The sequence below is a fragment of the Streptomyces sp. NPDC102402 genome (genome assembly GCF_044765765.1).
In the GTDB taxonomy this organism is placed as follows: Bacteria; Actinomycetota; Actinomycetes; order Streptomycetales; family Streptomycetaceae; genus Streptomyces.
In genome coordinates this window covers 57,481-72,696 of sequence record NZ_JBIWKR010000010.1, presented here as the reverse complement: position 1 = coordinate 72,696, position 15,216 = coordinate 57,481, and the positions used below count along the sequence as shown (strand labels likewise).

Below are 15,216 nucleotides of genomic sequence, written 5' to 3'. Positions count from 1 at the left end.
GCCTCCCCGCACCACGCCCTGTATCCCTGCCTGCGCCCCCACACCTCGGGAGTTCCTCCGTGATTTCGCGCAGAATGTTCCTGACCGGCGCAGCCGCCTCCGCGACCGCGCTCACCTACCCCGTCTGGGGCAGCGCCCTGAGCCCGCGCACATCGGCAGCCGCAGCGACCTGCGAACTGGCGCTGGAGAACCGCTCACTTCCCGGCACGGTGCACGCGTACGTCACCGGCCACGAGCAGGGCACGGACCGCTGGGTGCTCCTGCGCCCGGACGGCAGCGTCTACCGCCCGGACTCCCCCGGCGCCCCGCAGACCCCGCTGCCCGTGGACTGCGCCATCCCGCTGAAGGCCGCCGGCGCCGGAGCGGTCGTCCTGACCCTGCCCCAGATGTACGGCGCGAGGGTCTACTTCGTCCGCGACGACAAGCTGGACTTCTACCTCAACCCGGGGCCCTCCCTGGTCGAGCCGGCCTTCGCGACCCCCACCGACCCGAACTACGGGCGGACCTGGTCGTTCTGCGAGTTCACCTTCAACCCGCAGCAGCTCTACGCGAACATCAGCTACGTCGACCTGGTGACCGCTCTGCCGATCGGGCTGACCCTGGAGGGCGACGCCACGCACACGGTGGCCCCGCTCCCGGACGGTGCGGTCCAGCGCATCGCCGACGACCTCACGGCCCAGGCGGCCTCCGACGGGCAGCCCTGGGACAAGCTGGTCACCCGCGGCTCGGACGGGAAGGTCCTGCGTGTCGTGTCGCCGCAGAACCTGATGGCCCCGTTCTTCGACCGGCCGGACCAGATGCCGTTCCGGGACCTGTTCACCGCGCAGATAGACGAGGTCTGGGAGAAGTACCGCTCCACCGACCTGCGGATCGACCTGCAGGGCGGCCGGGGCACGCTGGCCGGCCGCGTCAGCGGGGACACGCTCACCTTCGAGGGCGGTCACACCTTCATCAAGCCGACGTCGAAGGACATCTTCACCTGCAACCACGGCCCCTTCACGAACAACCCGGGTGACTCCGACGACAAGAAGGCGCTGCTGGCCAGGATCTCGGCGGGCTTCAACCGTTCGATCATGCTGAGCCACCCGCAGCAGCCCAACGGCACCACGGTCGCGGACTACTACAAGGGCGCGGTGACCAACCACTGGTCGCGCGTCGTCCACGCGAACTCCCCGATCGGCTACGCGTTCCCGTACGACGACGTACGCCCGGACGGCGAGCCGGACGTGTCGGGGGCCGCGCACGACGGCAACCCCCGGCGCTTCACGGTGAGCGTGGGCTCCTGACCGTACCGCTCCACAGGGCCGCCCCTGCCGCCTCCCGCGGCGGGGGCGGCCCTGTCGTGTCCGGCGCCCGCGGGGCCCGCGGCCGCCCGCGCGCTTCCCGTGCCGCCGCCACGGGAAGCGGAGGGTGTAACTCCACGGACATCCGCACCTCTTGACTTCGCAACATCCGGATTGCAGAGTTCCGGCACTGTGCTTGTACATGCCATCTGACCGGAGGCGCCCGTGTGCGACCTGCACGACCCCAGCGACCACGACCATGCGGTACAGACGGGCGACGGACTGAGCCGCCGCCGGATCATGCAGATGCTCGGTGCCGCCGGAATCGCCACCACGGCGATGGGTGCGACGGCGGACCCGGCCATGGCGGCCGCGTCGGACGAGGCCGCCGACGGTGCGGTGGACGCCGCCGCCTACGCCCCGCCCGAGGGGCTCGCCCAGGATTCGGCGGCCAAGCGCACGGCACTCGGCTGGATCGAGCGGAACACGTCCCGGATCAACGCGCTGAACGACGAGATCTGGGAGCACGCGGAGCTGAGCCTGCGGGAGTGGAACTCCTCTCTCGCCGAGGCCGACTTCCTGCGCAAGGCGGGGTTCGACGTGGAGTTCGGCACGGCCGGTTTCCCGACCGCCTTCACCGCCACGTACACCCGGGGCAAGGGCGGCCCGGTCATCGGCTTCAGCGGTGAGTACGACGCGCTCCCCGGGCTGTCCCAGAACAAGGGCGTGGGCGAGCACGACCCGAAGGAGTACGTCCACGACCCGTTCGCCCCTGGGTACGGGCCGGGCCACGGCTGCGGGCACTGCGCTCTGGGAACGGCGGCGGCCGCCGCCGCGGCAGCGGTCGCGGAGGCCTCCCGGCGCCACAAGCTCGACGTGACGGTGAAGTTCTTCGGCTCCACAGCCGAGGAGCAGCTGATCGGCAAGACGTACGCCGTCAGCAAGGGCGTCTACGACGGGCTCGACGCCTTCCTCGACTGGCACCCCTCCACCGGGAACGCCACCGGCTGGGGCACCTCCAACGCCATGACGGCCGTCACGTTCACCTTCCTCGGTGTCGCCGGCCACGGTGGTACTCCGCTCGGCAACAAGAGCGCGCTGGACGCCGCCGTCATGATGGCGACCATGTCGGAGTTCCTCCGCGAGGAGAGCATGGCCCCCTCGGCGCGGCTGCACTGGGTGATCAACAACGGCGGTGACATCCCCAACGTGACGCCCGAGATCGCGGAGATCTCGTACTACGTCCGTGAGGGCAGCGTCGGGCGGGTCACCTCGCTGCTCGACAAGGTCATCGCCGTGTCGGAGGCGGCCGCGACCGCCAGCCGCACGACGGTACGGCACCGGATCACGTCGGCGTGCTGGAACCAGCTCCCCTCGAAGGCATTCGCCGAGCTGCTGTACGACAACATGCGGCAGATCGGTCCCCCGGTCTTCTCCGAGGACGCCCAGCGGCTCGCCAAGGAGCTCCAGAGCTCCCTGGGCCTGCCGGAGAGCGGACTTCACGACAAGGTCGGTGAGCTGACACCGCCCAACCCGGTCTTCCTGGGCGGCGGTTCCACCGACGTGGCCGATATCAGCTGGCAGGTCCCGACGGTCTCCATGGGGGCGGCCGTCGCCCCCATCGGGTCGAAGATGCACACCTGGTCGACCGCCTCCTGCGCGGGATCGGCGCCCGCCCACGCGGCGATTCCGGCCGCGGCGGCCTATCTGGCGGCGACGGCTGTCGACCTCCTGACCAAGCCGGAGCTGCTGCGGGACATCAGGGAGGAGTTCGAGAAGCGGACCAAGGGCCTGACCTGGAAGACGGCGCTGCCGGAGGGCTACGAACCGCCGATGTACGAGCCGCCGGCCTGGTTCCTGAGGAAGACCCGGCAGAGCTGGCCGCCGGAGAACATCACCTGGCCGCCGCGCAGGATCGTCAGCAAGGAGAAGTTCGCCTCGCTCGGGCCGGCGCTGGAGCCGCAGGTCTGAGCACGGCACCGGAGCGGCACGCGGCGCGCGTCTCCCTCGCTACCTGCGGCGCTCCCCTGACGACGCGTGGGTCTTCGAGGAGAGCGCCGTCTCCGTGGACCGCTTCGCGGAGCTGTCCGGGCTGACACCGCCCCCTGGCGGCAGCGGGTGGCCTGCGGGGACGGAGTGGCAGGACGACGACGTGCTGTGGAGGATCGAGCCCTTGACCCGTCGGCAGACCGTGCACGCCGGGACCTGGGCCCCCGTCCTCACTGTCATGCGGGTCCTGGCCGAGCGGCACGGCGCCGCCTGCGTGCGCCTGGTCGTCTGGTTCGGCTGAAAGGGCCCTCGCCCCGTGGGAACGGGACGAGGGCCCTCGTGCGTGCGGGCGCGCGGGCCCTCGTGCGTGCGGTCAGCAACCGCCGCAGTTGTAGTACGTCACGTCCCAGTGGTTGCCCTCGTCGGCGTAGATGTTGCCCGAGCCGGACTTGTACTGGGGGGCTCCGTCGCCCCGCAGGCCGATGTAACTGAACACGCCCTTCACGTAGTTCGTGAGGCAGGTGGTCTTGCCGAAGTCGAGCTTGTAGCCGTTCCAGTGCGAGTACGTGCCGGAGGCGTGCCCGGTCTCCGTGCCCCCGGTGATGTTGAGCGCGCAGCCCGTGGCGCTCTTCAGCGTCTGGGCGCCCTGCGCACTGGTCAGGTTGAGCTGGTCGAAGGACGTACAGGTGGAGACGTTCCGGTTGGAGCAGCCGCCGGAGGACGACCACGTGATCCCGGACGAGGAGAAGCGGGAGGTCGCCTGGGAGTGGGTCAGCTTGGTGGCGGCGTGCGCCTCCTCGGCGCCACCTCCGAGGATGCCGACGCCGGGCGCGAAGAGGGCGCCGAGGACGAGGGCGAGAGCGGTCAGCACCGCGTGGATGCGGGGACGGGCCATGGGGGGAGTCCTCCTGCTCATGACAATTTCAGGGCAGGGAGATAGTGCCCCAGCTCTACGCGCGTCCGCCAGGGGGCGACCCCGGCTCGCGCCAGGATTCCCGCGACTTCCGGACCGGCCTGGACCCTTGATGTTGAACTTTGAACAAAACAGGTCTACAGTCGAACTCGTTGAAGGTTAAACCAAACGTTCGGCGGGCTGTCGTACAGAACGCGCCGGACCACGTCCCGAGGAGGAGCCATGGCTCTGTTCAACCGCAAGAACACCGCCCCGTCCACCACCGCCACCCTCGCCGTGGACCCGGCACTGGCCGCCCTGACCGGCACCTACACGATCGACCCGGCGCACAGCAGCATCGGTTTCACCGTGCGTCACGCCATGGTCACCAATGTGCGCGGCTCCTTCGGCGAGCACGAGGGCACCCTGGTGCTGGACGGCGCGAACCCCGCCGCCTCCACCGCGTCCATCGACGTCAGGATCTCCAGCGTCGACACCGGCATCACCGACCGCGACGGCCACCTGGTCAGCGGCGACTTCTTCGACGCCGAGAAGTTCCCCCTCATGACGTTCCGCTCCACCCAGGCCGAGCAGCTCGGCGGCGACACGTACCGCGTCACCGGTGACCTGACGATCAAGGACGTCACCCGCCCGCTCTCCATCGACCTGGAGTTCAACGGCTCCGCCACCGACCCCTACGGCAACCAGCGCGTCGGCTTCGAGGGCAGCGCCGAGATCCTGCGCTCCGACTGGGGCCTGACCTACAACGCCGCGCTGGAGACCGGCGGCGTGCTGGTCGGCGACAAGGTCAAGCTGAACTTCGACATCTCCGCGATCAAGGCCGCCCCGCAGGCCTGACCCTCCGGAACCGAGCGCGCCCGCCGGTCCTTCCCTTCGGGGGAGGCCGGCGGGCGCTCGGCGTCATCCGGCGGTGCGGCGGACCTTCAGCGCGTTGTCGGTCCGGGTGGTCGGATTGCCGTCGGGGTCGTTCTGGACGCGCTCGTGCTCCGCGCTGACCAGCACCTCCCACTCTCCCTCCGGGAGTTCGAGGGAGGCCAGGACCTCGTCCGTCGTCGGCAGTTCGACGTCCGGGTGGTCGTGCTCCCAGGAAGGGAAGCCGGCATGTCCGACGATCAGCAGCACTCCGCCCGGGGAGACCGCCGACGCCGCCCGCCGGAGGATCTCGTCGCGGGGCAGGTCGCCCATCGAGTGCAGGAACTGGGCGGAGACAAGGTCGTACTCCCCCTCGGGGAACGACACCCCGAGGTCGTGCCACTGCCAGTCGACCCCGTCCGTGACACCGGCGTCGGCCGCATGACCGGCCGCCCGGTCCAGGGCCACCCGCGAGATGTCGGTGGCGGTGACCTTCCAGCCCTGCCGGGCGAGCCAGACCGCGTCGGCGCCCTCCCCGCATCCCAGGTCGAGGGCGCGGCCCGGCTTGAGCCCGTCCACTTCCCGGACGAGGGCGGCATTGGGGTTCCCGCTCCAGATCCGGTCGCTCTCGCGGTACCGGTCGTCCCACATCTCGGCGTCGGTGCGGGTGCTGTCGGTGGTCATCGTGTCGTCTCCTGAAGTCCATGACGGCGGTCCCCGAGCACGCGCTCGGTGACCTGGCGCTCGGCCTCGGCCGAGAAGGGTGCGCGGCGGGCGTCGACCGCCCGGCGGGTGTCGTCGGTGACGAGGTCCATGTTGATCATCGAGGCCGCCTTAAGCCCGGCTGCCGCCGCTCCGACGACCTGCTCCATGAGGTTGGCGACGTTACCGGCCACCCATACGCCGGGCACGTCGGTCGCCCCGGCGGGGTCGGCCGCGATGTACGTGCCGATGACGTGGTCGCCCATCGTCATCTCGGTGGGCGCCAGGCCGAGTCCCTCCAGCACCGCCGACCGGGCGGTGAAGCGCGGCTGGACCACGAGCGCATCCCGCGGGATCACCGTGCCCCCGGCCAGCCGCACGCCGGTGAGCCGGTCGTCGGCCACCTCCACCGCGGCCACCTCGCCCTCCACCACCGAAATGCCCCGCGCGGCGAACTGCTCGTACTCCTCGTCACTGAAGTCGGGCTGGTCGTGCCGGAACAGCATCACGTCGTCGGTCCACTGCCGCCAGAGCAGCGCGTGGTGCACGGCCATGGGGCTGCTCGCCAGAATGCCGACCGGCCTGTCCCGCACCTCCCACCCGTGGCAGTACGGGCAGTGCAGCACCTCGCTGCCCCAGCGCTCGGCCAGGCCCTCCACGGCCGGCAGCTCGTCCACGATCCCGGTGGTCACGAGCAGCCGTCGGGCGTGGACGGTGGTCCCGTCCTCCTGTACGACGCGGAAGCCGCCGGCCAGCTTCTCGGCCGAGACGACGTTGCCCTGGACGATCTCCGCCCCGTAGCCCGCCGCCTCGGCCCGGCCTGTGGCCAGCAGCTCCGAGGGCGGGGTCCCCTCCCGGCCGAGGTAGTTGTGCACGTGGGACGCGGGCGCGTTGCGCGGGCTGCCCGAGTCGATCACGAGCACGGAACGCCGGGCCCTGGCCAGGGCGAGTGCCCCGCTCAGCCCGGCGGCCCCACCGCCGATCACCACTACGTCGTACCGCTGGTTCGTCTCGCTCATGCGGATCACCTCCTGTTACGGGAGATGGTGCGCGCCAGGCGCCACTTCGACAAGCTTGCTTGCCGAACCGGCAAACTCGCACCAGACGGTCTTCCCGGGATCCCGCTCCCCCACCCCCCACGCGTCGGAGAGCGCCCCGACGAGCGTGAGCCCACGCCCGCACTCGGCGAGGGGGCCGGGGGCCAACGGCACCCCGACCCGGCCCCCGCCGCTGTCGTGCACCTCGATCCGGAGCCTGCTCCCCCATGTCAGCCGGACCCGGAAGCCCCTCCCGGGCGGGACACCGTGGACCAGTGCGTTGGTGACCAGCTCACCTGCACAGAGCAGTACGTCGCCGAGATCCACCTCGCACGCCCAGTCGAGCAGCGCCTCCCGGACGAACTGGCGCGCGAGGGGGACGGACCTGCGCTCACGGCGGTAGAACGCCTCGCGGAAGTCGATGAGTTGAGTTGATTCGTTCACCCGACGACTGTCACAGAACGTGACTAGAGTTCTTCACCGCGTCAGGTCGTACACCGCGTTTGTACGAGCGCAGACGGGTCCGCCAGGACCCGCGTACGGGGAAAGGCACTTCATGCACTCGGCGAAGAGGAACAAGCGGGTCACGTCCTGGCATGTGATCGGCGCCCAGGTCGCGGCCTTCCGCCGGGCGGCCGGGCTCACCCAGGCCGCGCTGGCCGACCGCTTCTGCGTGGGCGAGGACACGATCGCCTCGATCGAGCAGGGCCGCCGCCCGCTCCAGGCCGACTTCGCGGCACAGTTGGACGAACTGCTGGACACGAAGGGGGTGTTGTCGGTCGCGGTGGCGAAGGTGCCGCAGAGGGAGCGGTTCCCGGCGTTCGTGCAGGACTTCGTGGAGTACGAGCAGGAGGCGGTGACACTGCTGTCGTATCAGAATCAGGTGGTGCCTGGGCAGCTCCAGACGGAGGCGTACGCACGCGCTGTCTTCGCGAGCCTTTACCCGCCCCTGGAAGACGACGAGCTGGATGAACGCCTCGCAGCCCGGCTCGACCGGCAGCGCGTGTTCGAGCGCAAGCCCCGGCTGATGGCCAACTTCCTGATCGAGGAATGCATTCTGGCCCGGCCCCTCGGAGGCATGGCCGTACTCCGCGAACAGCTCAGGCATCTGCGGCGCTGCGCGGAGCTACCCTGCTTGGGGGTCCAGATCATGCCCACGAACCGGGAGACGCACGCCGCCCTCGACGGTCCCATGGTGCTGCTGGAGACCCCGGACCACGATCAACTCGCCTACATCGAAGGACAACGGGTCAGCGTCCTGCTGGACGACCTCGACGAGGTCAGTGTGCTGCAGCAGAAATATGGGATGCTGCGTTCGCAGGCGTTTTCCCCCGAGGAAAGCATGCGCCTACTGGACGACCTGCTTGGAGAGTCATGACCCGCGCAGCACACGGCACGGCGCTCGCCTGGTTCAAGTCGAGTTACAGCGGCAGCGAGGGCGGCGACTGTCTCGAAGTCGCCTACGACTGGCACAAGTCCAGCTACAGCAGCGATCAGGGCGGCGCCTGCGTCGAGGTGGCCGCACACCCCTCCGCCGTGCACATCCGCGACTCCAAGGTCACCGACGGCCCGGTGCTGACCGTGCCTCCGGCCGCCTGGGCCGCGTTCGTCCGCGCCGCCCTCTGACAGCAGATCTCCCCCGGATCACACAGGTGCCGGGCCGGGCCGACAGCCAAGGAGAAGGCTCAGCGGGAAAGTACTCCCTGTCGGCCGGTCCGATCCAGATCCGGTAGCACGGTGGGCCTTTCGGTGGAGACATCGACCGGCGCCGGCGGCACTTCAGGGACATCGATTTCGGGCACGTCGACACGAAGGTCCGGAATCGACGCCGCTATGGCCACCGGTCGTAGTACGGTCGCGCGCTCGCCGAATCCGATCTCTATCTCCACGACTGCCGCATTCGACGGCTCGCGCGTTCTCGGCGGCTTCCTCGGCGTCGGCCGCGCATGGTCCCGGATCTTCCGGTCGGTGGAGTCCGGGGAAGCGGAAGGCGTGGGAGAACTTCCCGGAGTCACGCGGGGAGCGGGAGCCTCCACGGCCGGCGGGGTGAAGCTGTCCGCAGGAGGCCGGCTCTCCGGTCGGGCGGGGGAATCGGCGGGCAGGGTCAGTCCCACCACGGTGACCGTCACCGCCGCCGATGCCGCCACCGCCTGCTGGGTGACCCCCGTACGCGGGAATCTCCGCACGGACAGCCACACGGTCATGGCGAGCGTGAGGCCTCCGGCCAGGGCGTTGCGCAGTGAGCGCCTGGCCCGGGCGAGCAGTGACTCGGTGGCCCGGTAACTCAGGCCCATGGTCCGGGCCACCTGGCCGACGTCGAGGTCCTGGGACCGCAGCCGCAGCGCCTCCACCTGGCGTGCGGGCAGCAACTCCGCGCTGCGGGCGGCCAGCCACCTGGCCTCCGCCCGGTCACACGCCGCCTCTTCCACCATGCACGGGTCGGCGAGGGTGGCGGAGAGGCTCTCGCTCAACTCCGAGTCCCGGACGACCTGGCGACGCCGGTCGGCGCACGCGCGTACGGTCGCGAGCCTGAGCCATGAGCGGACCCGGCCGTACTGGACGTCGGGATCCTCCACCGCGCGGATCATCGCTTCCTGGACGGCGTCCTCGGCCTCTTCGGCGCTCGCCGAGCGGCTGCGCGCCATCTCCAGCAGTTCGTCCCGGTGGCTCCAGACGAGTTCCCACCGGTTGCCCGGACCGTGCGGTCGACGAGCGGTACCTGAGTCCTTCACCTTCAAAGCCCTCTGGTCCGTGGTTCAGGGTTCGCCATGTGCCCGATCACGGTGCCCCACGACCCGTATGCCCCGCGGCCTGGGTCGGCATCGGGGCATACGGGCTCGCTGTCGGATCAGGCCGAGAGCGTGGATCAGGCCGAGAGCGTGGTGGCGGAGCCGATCCCGGCGACGCCCAGCACGTTGGCGCCGACGGCGCCCGCGATGCCGCCCGCGAGCGGCGCCACGCCCGTCAGGCCGGCGCTGACGCCACCCGCGATGCCGCCGACGACCGGCGCGTCGAGAGAAACCGCACCGCCGAGGCCACCGGACACGTTGTCCAGGTCGGCGTCGGAGATTTCCTGGGTCTGCACCTGGGGGGCGGAGCTCATGATGTGAATTCCCTTCGCGTCAATTCCGAAAATGGCAGGGGCCGGCACCGTCAGGAAAGAAGGCCCTTGCCGCTTTCGCGGTTGCCGGCGCCTCGATGTGGGGCCCGAGGGATGCGGCACATTCCTGTGCGGCTTCCGCGATGTGGAGGATGTAAGCACGTGAGCTCGGGGGGAAGCCACCCGCCCGGCAGGGCCTCCTCAGGCTTTTCCGCGACGAAAGGACGGTGCGCTCACATCACCCTTCGGACCGGTACAGCTTCTTCACTTCGCTGACCGACGGACAGCCGGGCGACCACGTCTTTAAGCCGCAGCGAAAGAGACATTCCCGGCTGTGGACGCGCCGCACCGGGTCCGGCCGCGCGGGACGGTCTCCGGCCGCGCGCCACCTGCATGCACCGTGTGCAGATCTGCCGCAGGGGGCCTGACGGGGCGCCCCGCGCTGTCGGGGGGCAGCGTGCACCGCACGTCGCCCCGGGGCTCCGGGTCCGGGCCTGCGAGCGGCCTGACGGCCGGACCGCCCGAGGACCTCACCCCCCGGCCCGCCCGGCCGGATCCCGCGCCCGCCCGCCGGGCCGCTCTTCGTCGAATGCCTGTCGAATCTCTGTACGCACCCCCGCGCACCGGTGTACGGTCTCGCCCCGATGGGCTTTGGGAGCGCTCCCATGGTGCTGTTTCCGCTTCACCCCCACGAGGAGGAACGCTATGAAACGCCTACTCGCCTTACTGGCGACCTGTGCGACAGTCCTGGGCCTCACGGCAGCAGTGGCTCCCCAGGCGGCGGCCGCCACCGGCTGCAAGGTCGACTACACCGTCACCAGCCAGTGGACGGGCGGCTTCCAGGCCGGGGTGAAGGTCACCAACCTGGGTGCACCCCTCACCGGATGGACTCTCGGGTTCTCCCTGCCCGACGCGGGACAGAAGATCGCCCAGGGCTGGAACGCCACCTGGTCGCAGTCCGGCTCCGCGGTCACCGCCGCGGGCGTCGACTGGAACCGCACGCTGGCCACCAACGCGTCGGCCGACCTGGGGTTCACGGGCACCTTCACGGGCGCCAACCCGAAGCCGACGGCGTTCACGCTCAACGGCGTCGCCTGCACGGGCTCCCTCGAAGAGGAGCCCCCGCCCGGTGACGGTGGCGACGACGGAGACGGCGACGACAACGGCACCCCCGTGGACGTCAACGGCCAACTCCACGTCTGCGGCGTGAACCTGTGCAACCAGTACGACCGCCCCATCCAGCTGCGCGGCATGAGCACGCACGGCCTCCAGTGGTTCAGCCAGTGCTACGACACCGCGTCCCTGGACGCGCTGGCGAACGACTGGAAGGCCGACCTGCTGCGCGCCGCCATGTACGTGCAGGAGGACGGTTACGAGACCGATCCCGCGGGCTTCACCAGCAAGGTGAACGGCCTCGTCGACATGGCCGAGGCCCGCGGCATGTACGCGCTGATCGACTTCCACACCCTCACGCCGGGCGACCCGAACCACAACCTCGCCCGCGCGAAGACGTTCTTCGCGTCCGTCGCCGCCCGCAACGCCGCCAAGAAGAACGTGATCTACGAGATCGCCAACGAGCCCAACGGCGTGAGCTGGGCGGGCATCAAGAGCTACGCCGAGCAGGTCATCCCCGTGATCAGGGCCGCCGACCCGGACGCCGTGGTCATCGTCGGCACCCGCGGCTGGTCCTCACTGGGGGTCTCCGACGGCTCCAACGAGAGCGAGGTCGTCAACAGCCCGGTCAACGCCACCAACATCATGTACGCGTTCCACTTCTACGCCGCGAGCCACAAGGACAACTACCGCGCCACACTGAGCCAGGCGGCCTCACGACTCCCCCTGTTCGTCTCCGAGTTCGGCACGGTGAGCGCCACCGGCGGCGGAGCGATGGACCGGGCGAGCACCACGGCCTGGCTGGACCTGCTCGACCAGCGGAAGATCAGCTACGCGAACTGGACCTACTCCGACGCACCCGAGAGCAGCGCGGCGTTCAAGCCCGGGACCTGCGGCGGTGGCGACTACAGCAGCAGCGGTGTGCTGACGGAGTCGGGAGCCCTGCTCAAGAGCCGGATCAGTACGCCGGACAGCTTCCCCACGAGCTGACCTCCCCCGGCCGTCGGGAACTCCGGGACACGGGACCGGGCGCGCCGTCGACCGCACGGCGTGCCCGGGCCGGCCGGCCCCGGCACGTCGGCGGTCGGTCCGGCGGGGCCAGGACCGTGCCATGGACGGCCCGGCTCCGGGAAGACGAGCAGGCATGGACACCAGAACCCTCGGCCACGGATGGCCTCTCGCCGCACTGCTGGCCGTCGTGCCCCTGACGGCGGGGTGCGGCGGCGGTCACGACGGGGGCCCGGACGGGCGTCTCGGACTGTCACCGCCCGGCCTCTCCCCGGGGTCGCACCTGTTGATCACCACCGAGAACGGCGTGCGGCTGCGGCCGGCGGAAGGCGACCGGGCCACTGCCGACCGGCACGTCACGAGCGGCTGGTCGCGCCATGACGACACCTGGACCCTGGACCTGGCCTGCGAGGACGACGACGGCCGCGATCTGCCCGGCTGCCCCCGGATGCCCGTGGTCGGCGTCCCCGCCGGTACGTCCGTCACGGTCACGGCGAGGAACGCGGGCGTCGACGCGGCGGGCATCGAGGCCGAGTTGGACCTGACCACGGTCAACGGCGATGTGACGGTGACCCGTTCGGGCCGGGATGACGCCACGGTCCGGCTCACCACCCGCAACGGCTCCGTCCGGGCGGGCACGTTGCGCTCCGCGCACCTGCACGCGGAGACCGTGAACGGGGACGTGGCGATCGGCAACGCGACCTCGCCCGCCGGGCTCACCGCGCTCACGACCAACGGTTCGGTCCGGGTGTCGTTCCCCCACGACGCCCCCGCCTACCGCACCACCGCCACCGCGCGGAACGGCCGGACCTCGGTCACCGTCCCGAGCGCGACGGACAAGGCCGGTCACGAGATGTCGCTCTCCACCGTCAACGGTGACGTCACGGCAGCACGCGACTGAGCGGCGGCGTGCCCGGACCGGCGCCCGGCCCCGGGCCGGTCCGTCAGCGCAGGTCGAGCCGCATCAGAACGCGGGGGTGACCGGCCAGCACCGAGGTGGTGTCGGAGGCGTGGGCGAATCCGGCCCGCTCGAAGTTCTTCCGGATCCCGGCGTACGCCATGGTCAGGTCGACCTCGGCACCACCGTTGTCGAGCGGGTAGGCCTCGATGGCCGGTGCGCCGTGGGAACGGGCGAACTCGACCGCACCCTCGATCAGCGCGTGCGAGATGCCCTTTCCACGGTGGCCTGGGCGCACACGGACGCACCACAGCGACCAGACCGGCAGGGCGTCGACGTGCGGGATCCTGCGGCTGCGCGCGAAGGTGGTGTCCGAGCGCGGCGCCACGGCGGCCCAGCCCACCGGCTCGTCGCCGTCGTAGGCGAGCACTCCGGGCGGAGGCTCCGCACGGCACAGCCCGGCGACGTACTCACCGCGCGCGGGCCCGCGCAGTTCGTTGTTGAGCCTGGACGGGATCCGGTAGCTCAGGCACCAGCAGACGTTGGCCCCGGGTGACTTCGGGCCGACCAGGGTACGGACATCCTCGAAGGCGGAAGCCGGGCGGACTGCGATGGTCATGGCGCCACGATGCCACGGCCCGCGTGGTGACACGCGCATCCCCCGACGACACGGCACCGGACACCGGAACTGCCCGTCCAGGGCTCCGGAAGGCGGCGGGAACCCGATTCGCCGGCTTCGGCCCTCCCGCCTCACGGACAGGTTCACCGGTGCCCGGAGTCCCCGGCCATGAGATCGAGCCAGGTCCGGTACGCCGAGGTGAAGGGTTCCGTGCCGGCGCCCTCACCGCGGCACGCCTCCATGAGCCGGGCACAGGCCTCCAGGGCGCCTTCGACGACGCTCGCGGGGTAGCCGTGACTCACCCGGTGTTCGGCGAACTCCTCCTCGTCCTTGGAGTACGCGTCTCCGCCGCGGAACCGTACGACATCGAGGTCCAGATCGACCGTGCGCAACACGGTGCCGCCGGCGTCCCACACCGGGACGGTGCACACGTCGCAGTAGACCTCGGGGCCCGGTTCCGCGCAGAACGTGGCGATCCACCACTGGTCGCGCGGGACCAGCAGCACGTGGTCGAACCGGTTCGTCCAGCCGCCCCCGGACGCGGCGACGGGGACGCCCCTCGCCGTGCCCAGCCACACACCGTGCTCGTCCTCCCCCAGCCGCACGGCCGTCCACCGTCCGCTGACCCCGCCGTCGTACTTCCGGACGTCGACCAGCACGGACGTTCCCCGAGTCGTCATCCCTCCACCCTGCCCACTCTCCCGGCCGGTAGCCCGGCACGGGTCACGGGTGCGCGCCGGGCCCCTCGGCGTTCGGGGCGAACCGGGTGGGTGAGAGGGCGGTGTCCTCCTCGCCCGGCTCCAGCAGGGTGGCGGCGGCGCCCACGATGAGCGGGTCGGGCCTGCCGACGGCTTCGGCGTCCTTCGCCGCGTAGTCGATGCGCGCGAGGAGGCTGCGCATCGCCTCCAGGCGGGCCCTGCGCTTGTCGTTGCTCTTCACGACGGTCCAGGGCGCGTGCTGGGTGTCGGTGGCACGGAACATGTCGATCTTCGCCGTGGTGTAGTCGTCCCAGCGGTCGAGGGAGTCTATGTCCGTGGGCGAGAGCTTCCACTGGCGTACGGGGTCGACCTGCCGGATGGCGAAGCGGGTGCGCTGCTCGGCGCGGGAGACGGAGAACCAGAACTTGACGACCACCATGCCGTCGTCGACGAGCATCTCCTCGAAGGCCGGGCACTGCCGGAGGAAGAGTTCGTACTCGGACGGGGTGCAGAAGCCCATGACTCGTTCGACGCCGGCCCGGTTGTACCAGGAGCGGTCGAAGAAGACGAGCTCGCCGGGGGCCGGCAGGTGGGCGACGTAGCGCTGGAAGTACCACTGTCCGCGCTCGCGGTCCGTGGGCTTGTCCAGGGCCACGATGCGTGCGCCACGGGGGTTGAGGCGTTCGGTGAAGCGCTGGATGGTGCCGCCCTTGCCGGCCGCGTCCCGGCCTTCGCAGACCACGACGACCCGGGCGCCGGTGTCCTTCGTCCACCGCTGCAGCTTGAGCATCTCGATCTGCAGGACGCGCTTGATCCGCTCGTACTCCTTGCGGCGGATCTTGCGGTCGTACGGGTAGTTCTCCCGCCAGGTCTTGATCGGCCTGCCCGCCTCGTCCAGCAGGATCGGCTGCTCCGGCCTGCTGGTGTCGACGGTCAGGCCGTCCAGCAGCTGCTTCTCCACCCGGTCATGGTCCACACCGTCCAGCGTGTCACCCGACCGGGCC

At 70.6% G+C, this 15,216-nt stretch carries 17 protein-coding genes; 8 read left to right on the top strand and 9 right to left on the bottom strand.

The genetic code is table 11. The features are described from left to right. Nucleotides 1–74 precede the first annotated feature (74 nt). The 3 genes from ACIRJR_RS26130 (at nt 75) to ACIRJR_RS26120 (ending at nt 3,573) form a co-directional block, all read left to right on the top strand. Nucleotides 75–1,286, top strand: a complete 1,212-nt coding sequence (locus tag ACIRJR_RS26130; protein ID WP_403785143.1) for a glycoside hydrolase family 64 protein — start codon at nt 75–77, stop codon at nt 1,284–1,286. A 222-nt stretch (nt 1,287–1,508) separates the two neighbouring features. Then, on the top strand, nt 1,509–3,254 hold the full coding sequence (locus tag ACIRJR_RS26125) for an amidohydrolase (protein ID WP_403784871.1): 1,746 nt from the start codon (nt 1,509–1,511) through the stop codon (nt 3,252–3,254). A 94-nt stretch (nt 3,255–3,348) separates the two neighbouring features. Next, entirely contained in the window at nt 3,349–3,573 is a 225-nt protein-coding gene (locus ACIRJR_RS26120) for a hypothetical protein (RefSeq protein WP_403784869.1), read from the top strand. Between the two features lie 72 nt (nt 3,574–3,645). Here ACIRJR_RS26120 and ACIRJR_RS26115 read toward each other — a convergent pair whose 3' ends face one another. After that, nucleotides 3,646–4,167, bottom strand: a complete 522-nt coding sequence (locus tag ACIRJR_RS26115) for a hypothetical protein (RefSeq protein WP_403784867.1) — start codon at nt 4,165–4,167, stop codon at nt 3,646–3,648. A gap of 240 nt (nt 4,168–4,407) precedes the next feature. Here ACIRJR_RS26115 and ACIRJR_RS26110 point away from each other — a divergent pair, with 240 nt between their 5' ends. Beyond that, complete coding sequence (locus ACIRJR_RS26110; RefSeq protein ID WP_403784865.1) at nt 4,408–5,022, top strand: YceI family protein; 615 nt, start codon at nt 4,408–4,410, stop codon at nt 5,020–5,022. A gap of 63 nt (nt 5,023–5,085) precedes the next feature. Here the strand turns inward: ACIRJR_RS26110 and ACIRJR_RS26105 are convergent, their stop codons facing one another. The 3 genes from ACIRJR_RS26105 to ACIRJR_RS26095 are packed head-to-tail and all read right to left on the bottom strand — an operon-like array spanning nt 5,086 to nt 7,220. Then, a complete protein-coding gene (locus ACIRJR_RS26105) occupies nt 5,086–5,721 on the bottom strand; it encodes an SAM-dependent methyltransferase (RefSeq protein WP_403784863.1) in 636 nt (211 codons plus the stop codon). Next, complete coding sequence (locus tag ACIRJR_RS26100; protein ID WP_403784861.1) at nt 5,718–6,758, bottom strand: NAD(P)/FAD-dependent oxidoreductase; 1,041 nt, start codon at nt 6,756–6,758, stop codon at nt 5,718–5,720. The genes ACIRJR_RS26105 and ACIRJR_RS26100 overlap by 4 nt, the downstream gene beginning before the upstream one ends. Nucleotides 6,759–6,773: 15 nt before the next feature. After that, the gene (locus ACIRJR_RS26095) at nt 6,774–7,220 is read right to left on the bottom strand and encodes an ATP-binding protein (RefSeq protein ID WP_403784859.1); all 447 of its coding nucleotides are present in this window, start codon (nt 7,218–7,220) and stop codon (nt 6,774–6,776) included. Between the two features lie 112 nt (nt 7,221–7,332). Between ACIRJR_RS26095 and ACIRJR_RS26090 the strand changes: the two genes are divergently transcribed. Together ACIRJR_RS26090 and ACIRJR_RS26085 are read left to right on the top strand one after the other, a co-directional pair. Next, nucleotides 7,333–8,154: a Scr1 family TA system antitoxin-like transcriptional regulator gene (locus ACIRJR_RS26090; protein WP_403784857.1), complete on the top strand. Its 822-nt coding sequence runs from the start codon at nt 7,333–7,335 to the stop codon at nt 8,152–8,154. Continuing rightward, nucleotides 8,151–8,402, top strand: coding sequence for a DUF397 domain-containing protein (locus tag ACIRJR_RS26085; protein ID WP_403784855.1), 252 nt, complete (start codon nt 8,151–8,153; stop codon nt 8,400–8,402). The genes ACIRJR_RS26090 and ACIRJR_RS26085 overlap by 4 nt, the downstream gene beginning before the upstream one ends. A 59-nt stretch (nt 8,403–8,461) precedes the next feature. Here ACIRJR_RS26085 and ACIRJR_RS26080 read toward each other — a convergent pair whose 3' ends face one another. Next, a complete protein-coding gene (locus ACIRJR_RS26080) occupies nt 8,462–9,508 on the bottom strand; it encodes a sigma-70 family RNA polymerase sigma factor (RefSeq protein ID WP_403784853.1) in 1,047 nt (348 codons plus the stop codon). Between the two features lie 134 nt (nt 9,509–9,642). Next, nucleotides 9,643–9,879, bottom strand: a complete 237-nt coding sequence (locus ACIRJR_RS26075) for a hypothetical protein (protein ID WP_403784851.1) — start codon at nt 9,877–9,879, stop codon at nt 9,643–9,645. Between the two features lie 702 nt (nt 9,880–10,581). Here ACIRJR_RS26075 and ACIRJR_RS26070 point away from each other — a divergent pair. Next, nucleotides 10,582–11,979 (top strand): cellulase family glycosylhydrolase, encoded by a 1,398-nt coding sequence (locus ACIRJR_RS26070; protein WP_403784849.1) that lies wholly within the window; start codon nt 10,582–10,584, stop codon nt 11,977–11,979. Between the two features lie 154 nt (nt 11,980–12,133). Beyond that, nucleotides 12,134–12,898: a DUF4097 family beta strand repeat-containing protein gene (locus ACIRJR_RS26065; protein ID WP_403784847.1), complete on the top strand. Its 765-nt coding sequence runs from the start codon at nt 12,134–12,136 to the stop codon at nt 12,896–12,898. 43 nt (nt 12,899–12,941) lie between these two features. Here the strand turns inward: ACIRJR_RS26065 and ACIRJR_RS26060 are convergent, their stop codons facing one another. From ACIRJR_RS26060 to ppk2, 3 genes are all read right to left on the bottom strand, one after another. Then, nucleotides 12,942–13,514, bottom strand: a complete 573-nt coding sequence (locus ACIRJR_RS26060; RefSeq protein WP_403784845.1) for a GNAT family N-acetyltransferase — start codon at nt 13,512–13,514, stop codon at nt 12,942–12,944. Nucleotides 13,515–13,657: 143 nt separating this feature from the next. Continuing rightward, entirely contained in the window at nt 13,658–14,194 is a 537-nt protein-coding gene (locus ACIRJR_RS26055; protein WP_403784843.1) for a DUF402 domain-containing protein, read from the bottom strand. A gap of 43 nt (nt 14,195–14,237) precedes the next feature. After that, nucleotides 14,238–15,188: a polyphosphate kinase 2 gene (ppk2, locus tag ACIRJR_RS26050; protein ID WP_403784841.1), complete on the bottom strand. Its 951-nt coding sequence runs from the start codon at nt 15,186–15,188 to the stop codon at nt 14,238–14,240. Nucleotides 15,189–15,216 lie beyond the last annotated feature (28 nt).

Coding starts and splice junctions, on each gene's coding strand:
- ACIRJR_RS26130 (WP_403785143.1), top strand. CDS start 75: ATGTTCCTGACCGGCGCAGCCGCCTCCGCGACCGCGCTCACCTACCCC.
- ACIRJR_RS26115 (WP_403784867.1), bottom strand. CDS start 4,167: ATGGCCCGTCCCCGCATCCACGCGGTGCTGACCGCTCTCGCCCTCGTC.
- ACIRJR_RS26110 (WP_403784865.1), top strand. CDS start 4,408: ATGGCTCTGTTCAACCGCAAGAACACCGCCCCGTCCACCACCGCCACC.
- ACIRJR_RS26105 (WP_403784863.1), bottom strand. CDS start 5,721: ATGACCACCGACAGCACCCGCACCGACGCCGAGATGTGGGACGACCGG.
- ACIRJR_RS26100 (WP_403784861.1), bottom strand. CDS start 6,758: ATGAGCGAGACGAACCAGCGGTACGACGTAGTGGTGATCGGCGGTGGG.
- ACIRJR_RS26090 (WP_403784857.1), top strand. CDS start 7,333: ATGCACTCGGCGAAGAGGAACAAGCGGGTCACGTCCTGGCATGTGATC.
- ACIRJR_RS26085 (WP_403784855.1), top strand. CDS start 8,151: ATGACCCGCGCAGCACACGGCACGGCGCTCGCCTGGTTCAAGTCGAGT.
- ACIRJR_RS26075 (WP_403784851.1), bottom strand. CDS start 9,879: ATGAGCTCCGCCCCCCAGGTGCAGACCCAGGAAATCTCCGACGCCGAC.
- ACIRJR_RS26070 (WP_403784849.1), top strand. CDS start 10,582: ATGAAACGCCTACTCGCCTTACTGGCGACCTGTGCGACAGTCCTGGGC.
- ACIRJR_RS26065 (WP_403784847.1), top strand. CDS start 12,134: ATGGACACCAGAACCCTCGGCCACGGATGGCCTCTCGCCGCACTGCTG.
- ACIRJR_RS26060 (WP_403784845.1), bottom strand. CDS start 13,514: ATGACCATCGCAGTCCGCCCGGCTTCCGCCTTCGAGGATGTCCGTACC.
- ACIRJR_RS26055 (WP_403784843.1), bottom strand. CDS start 14,194: ATGACGACTCGGGGAACGTCCGTGCTGGTCGACGTCCGGAAGTACGAC.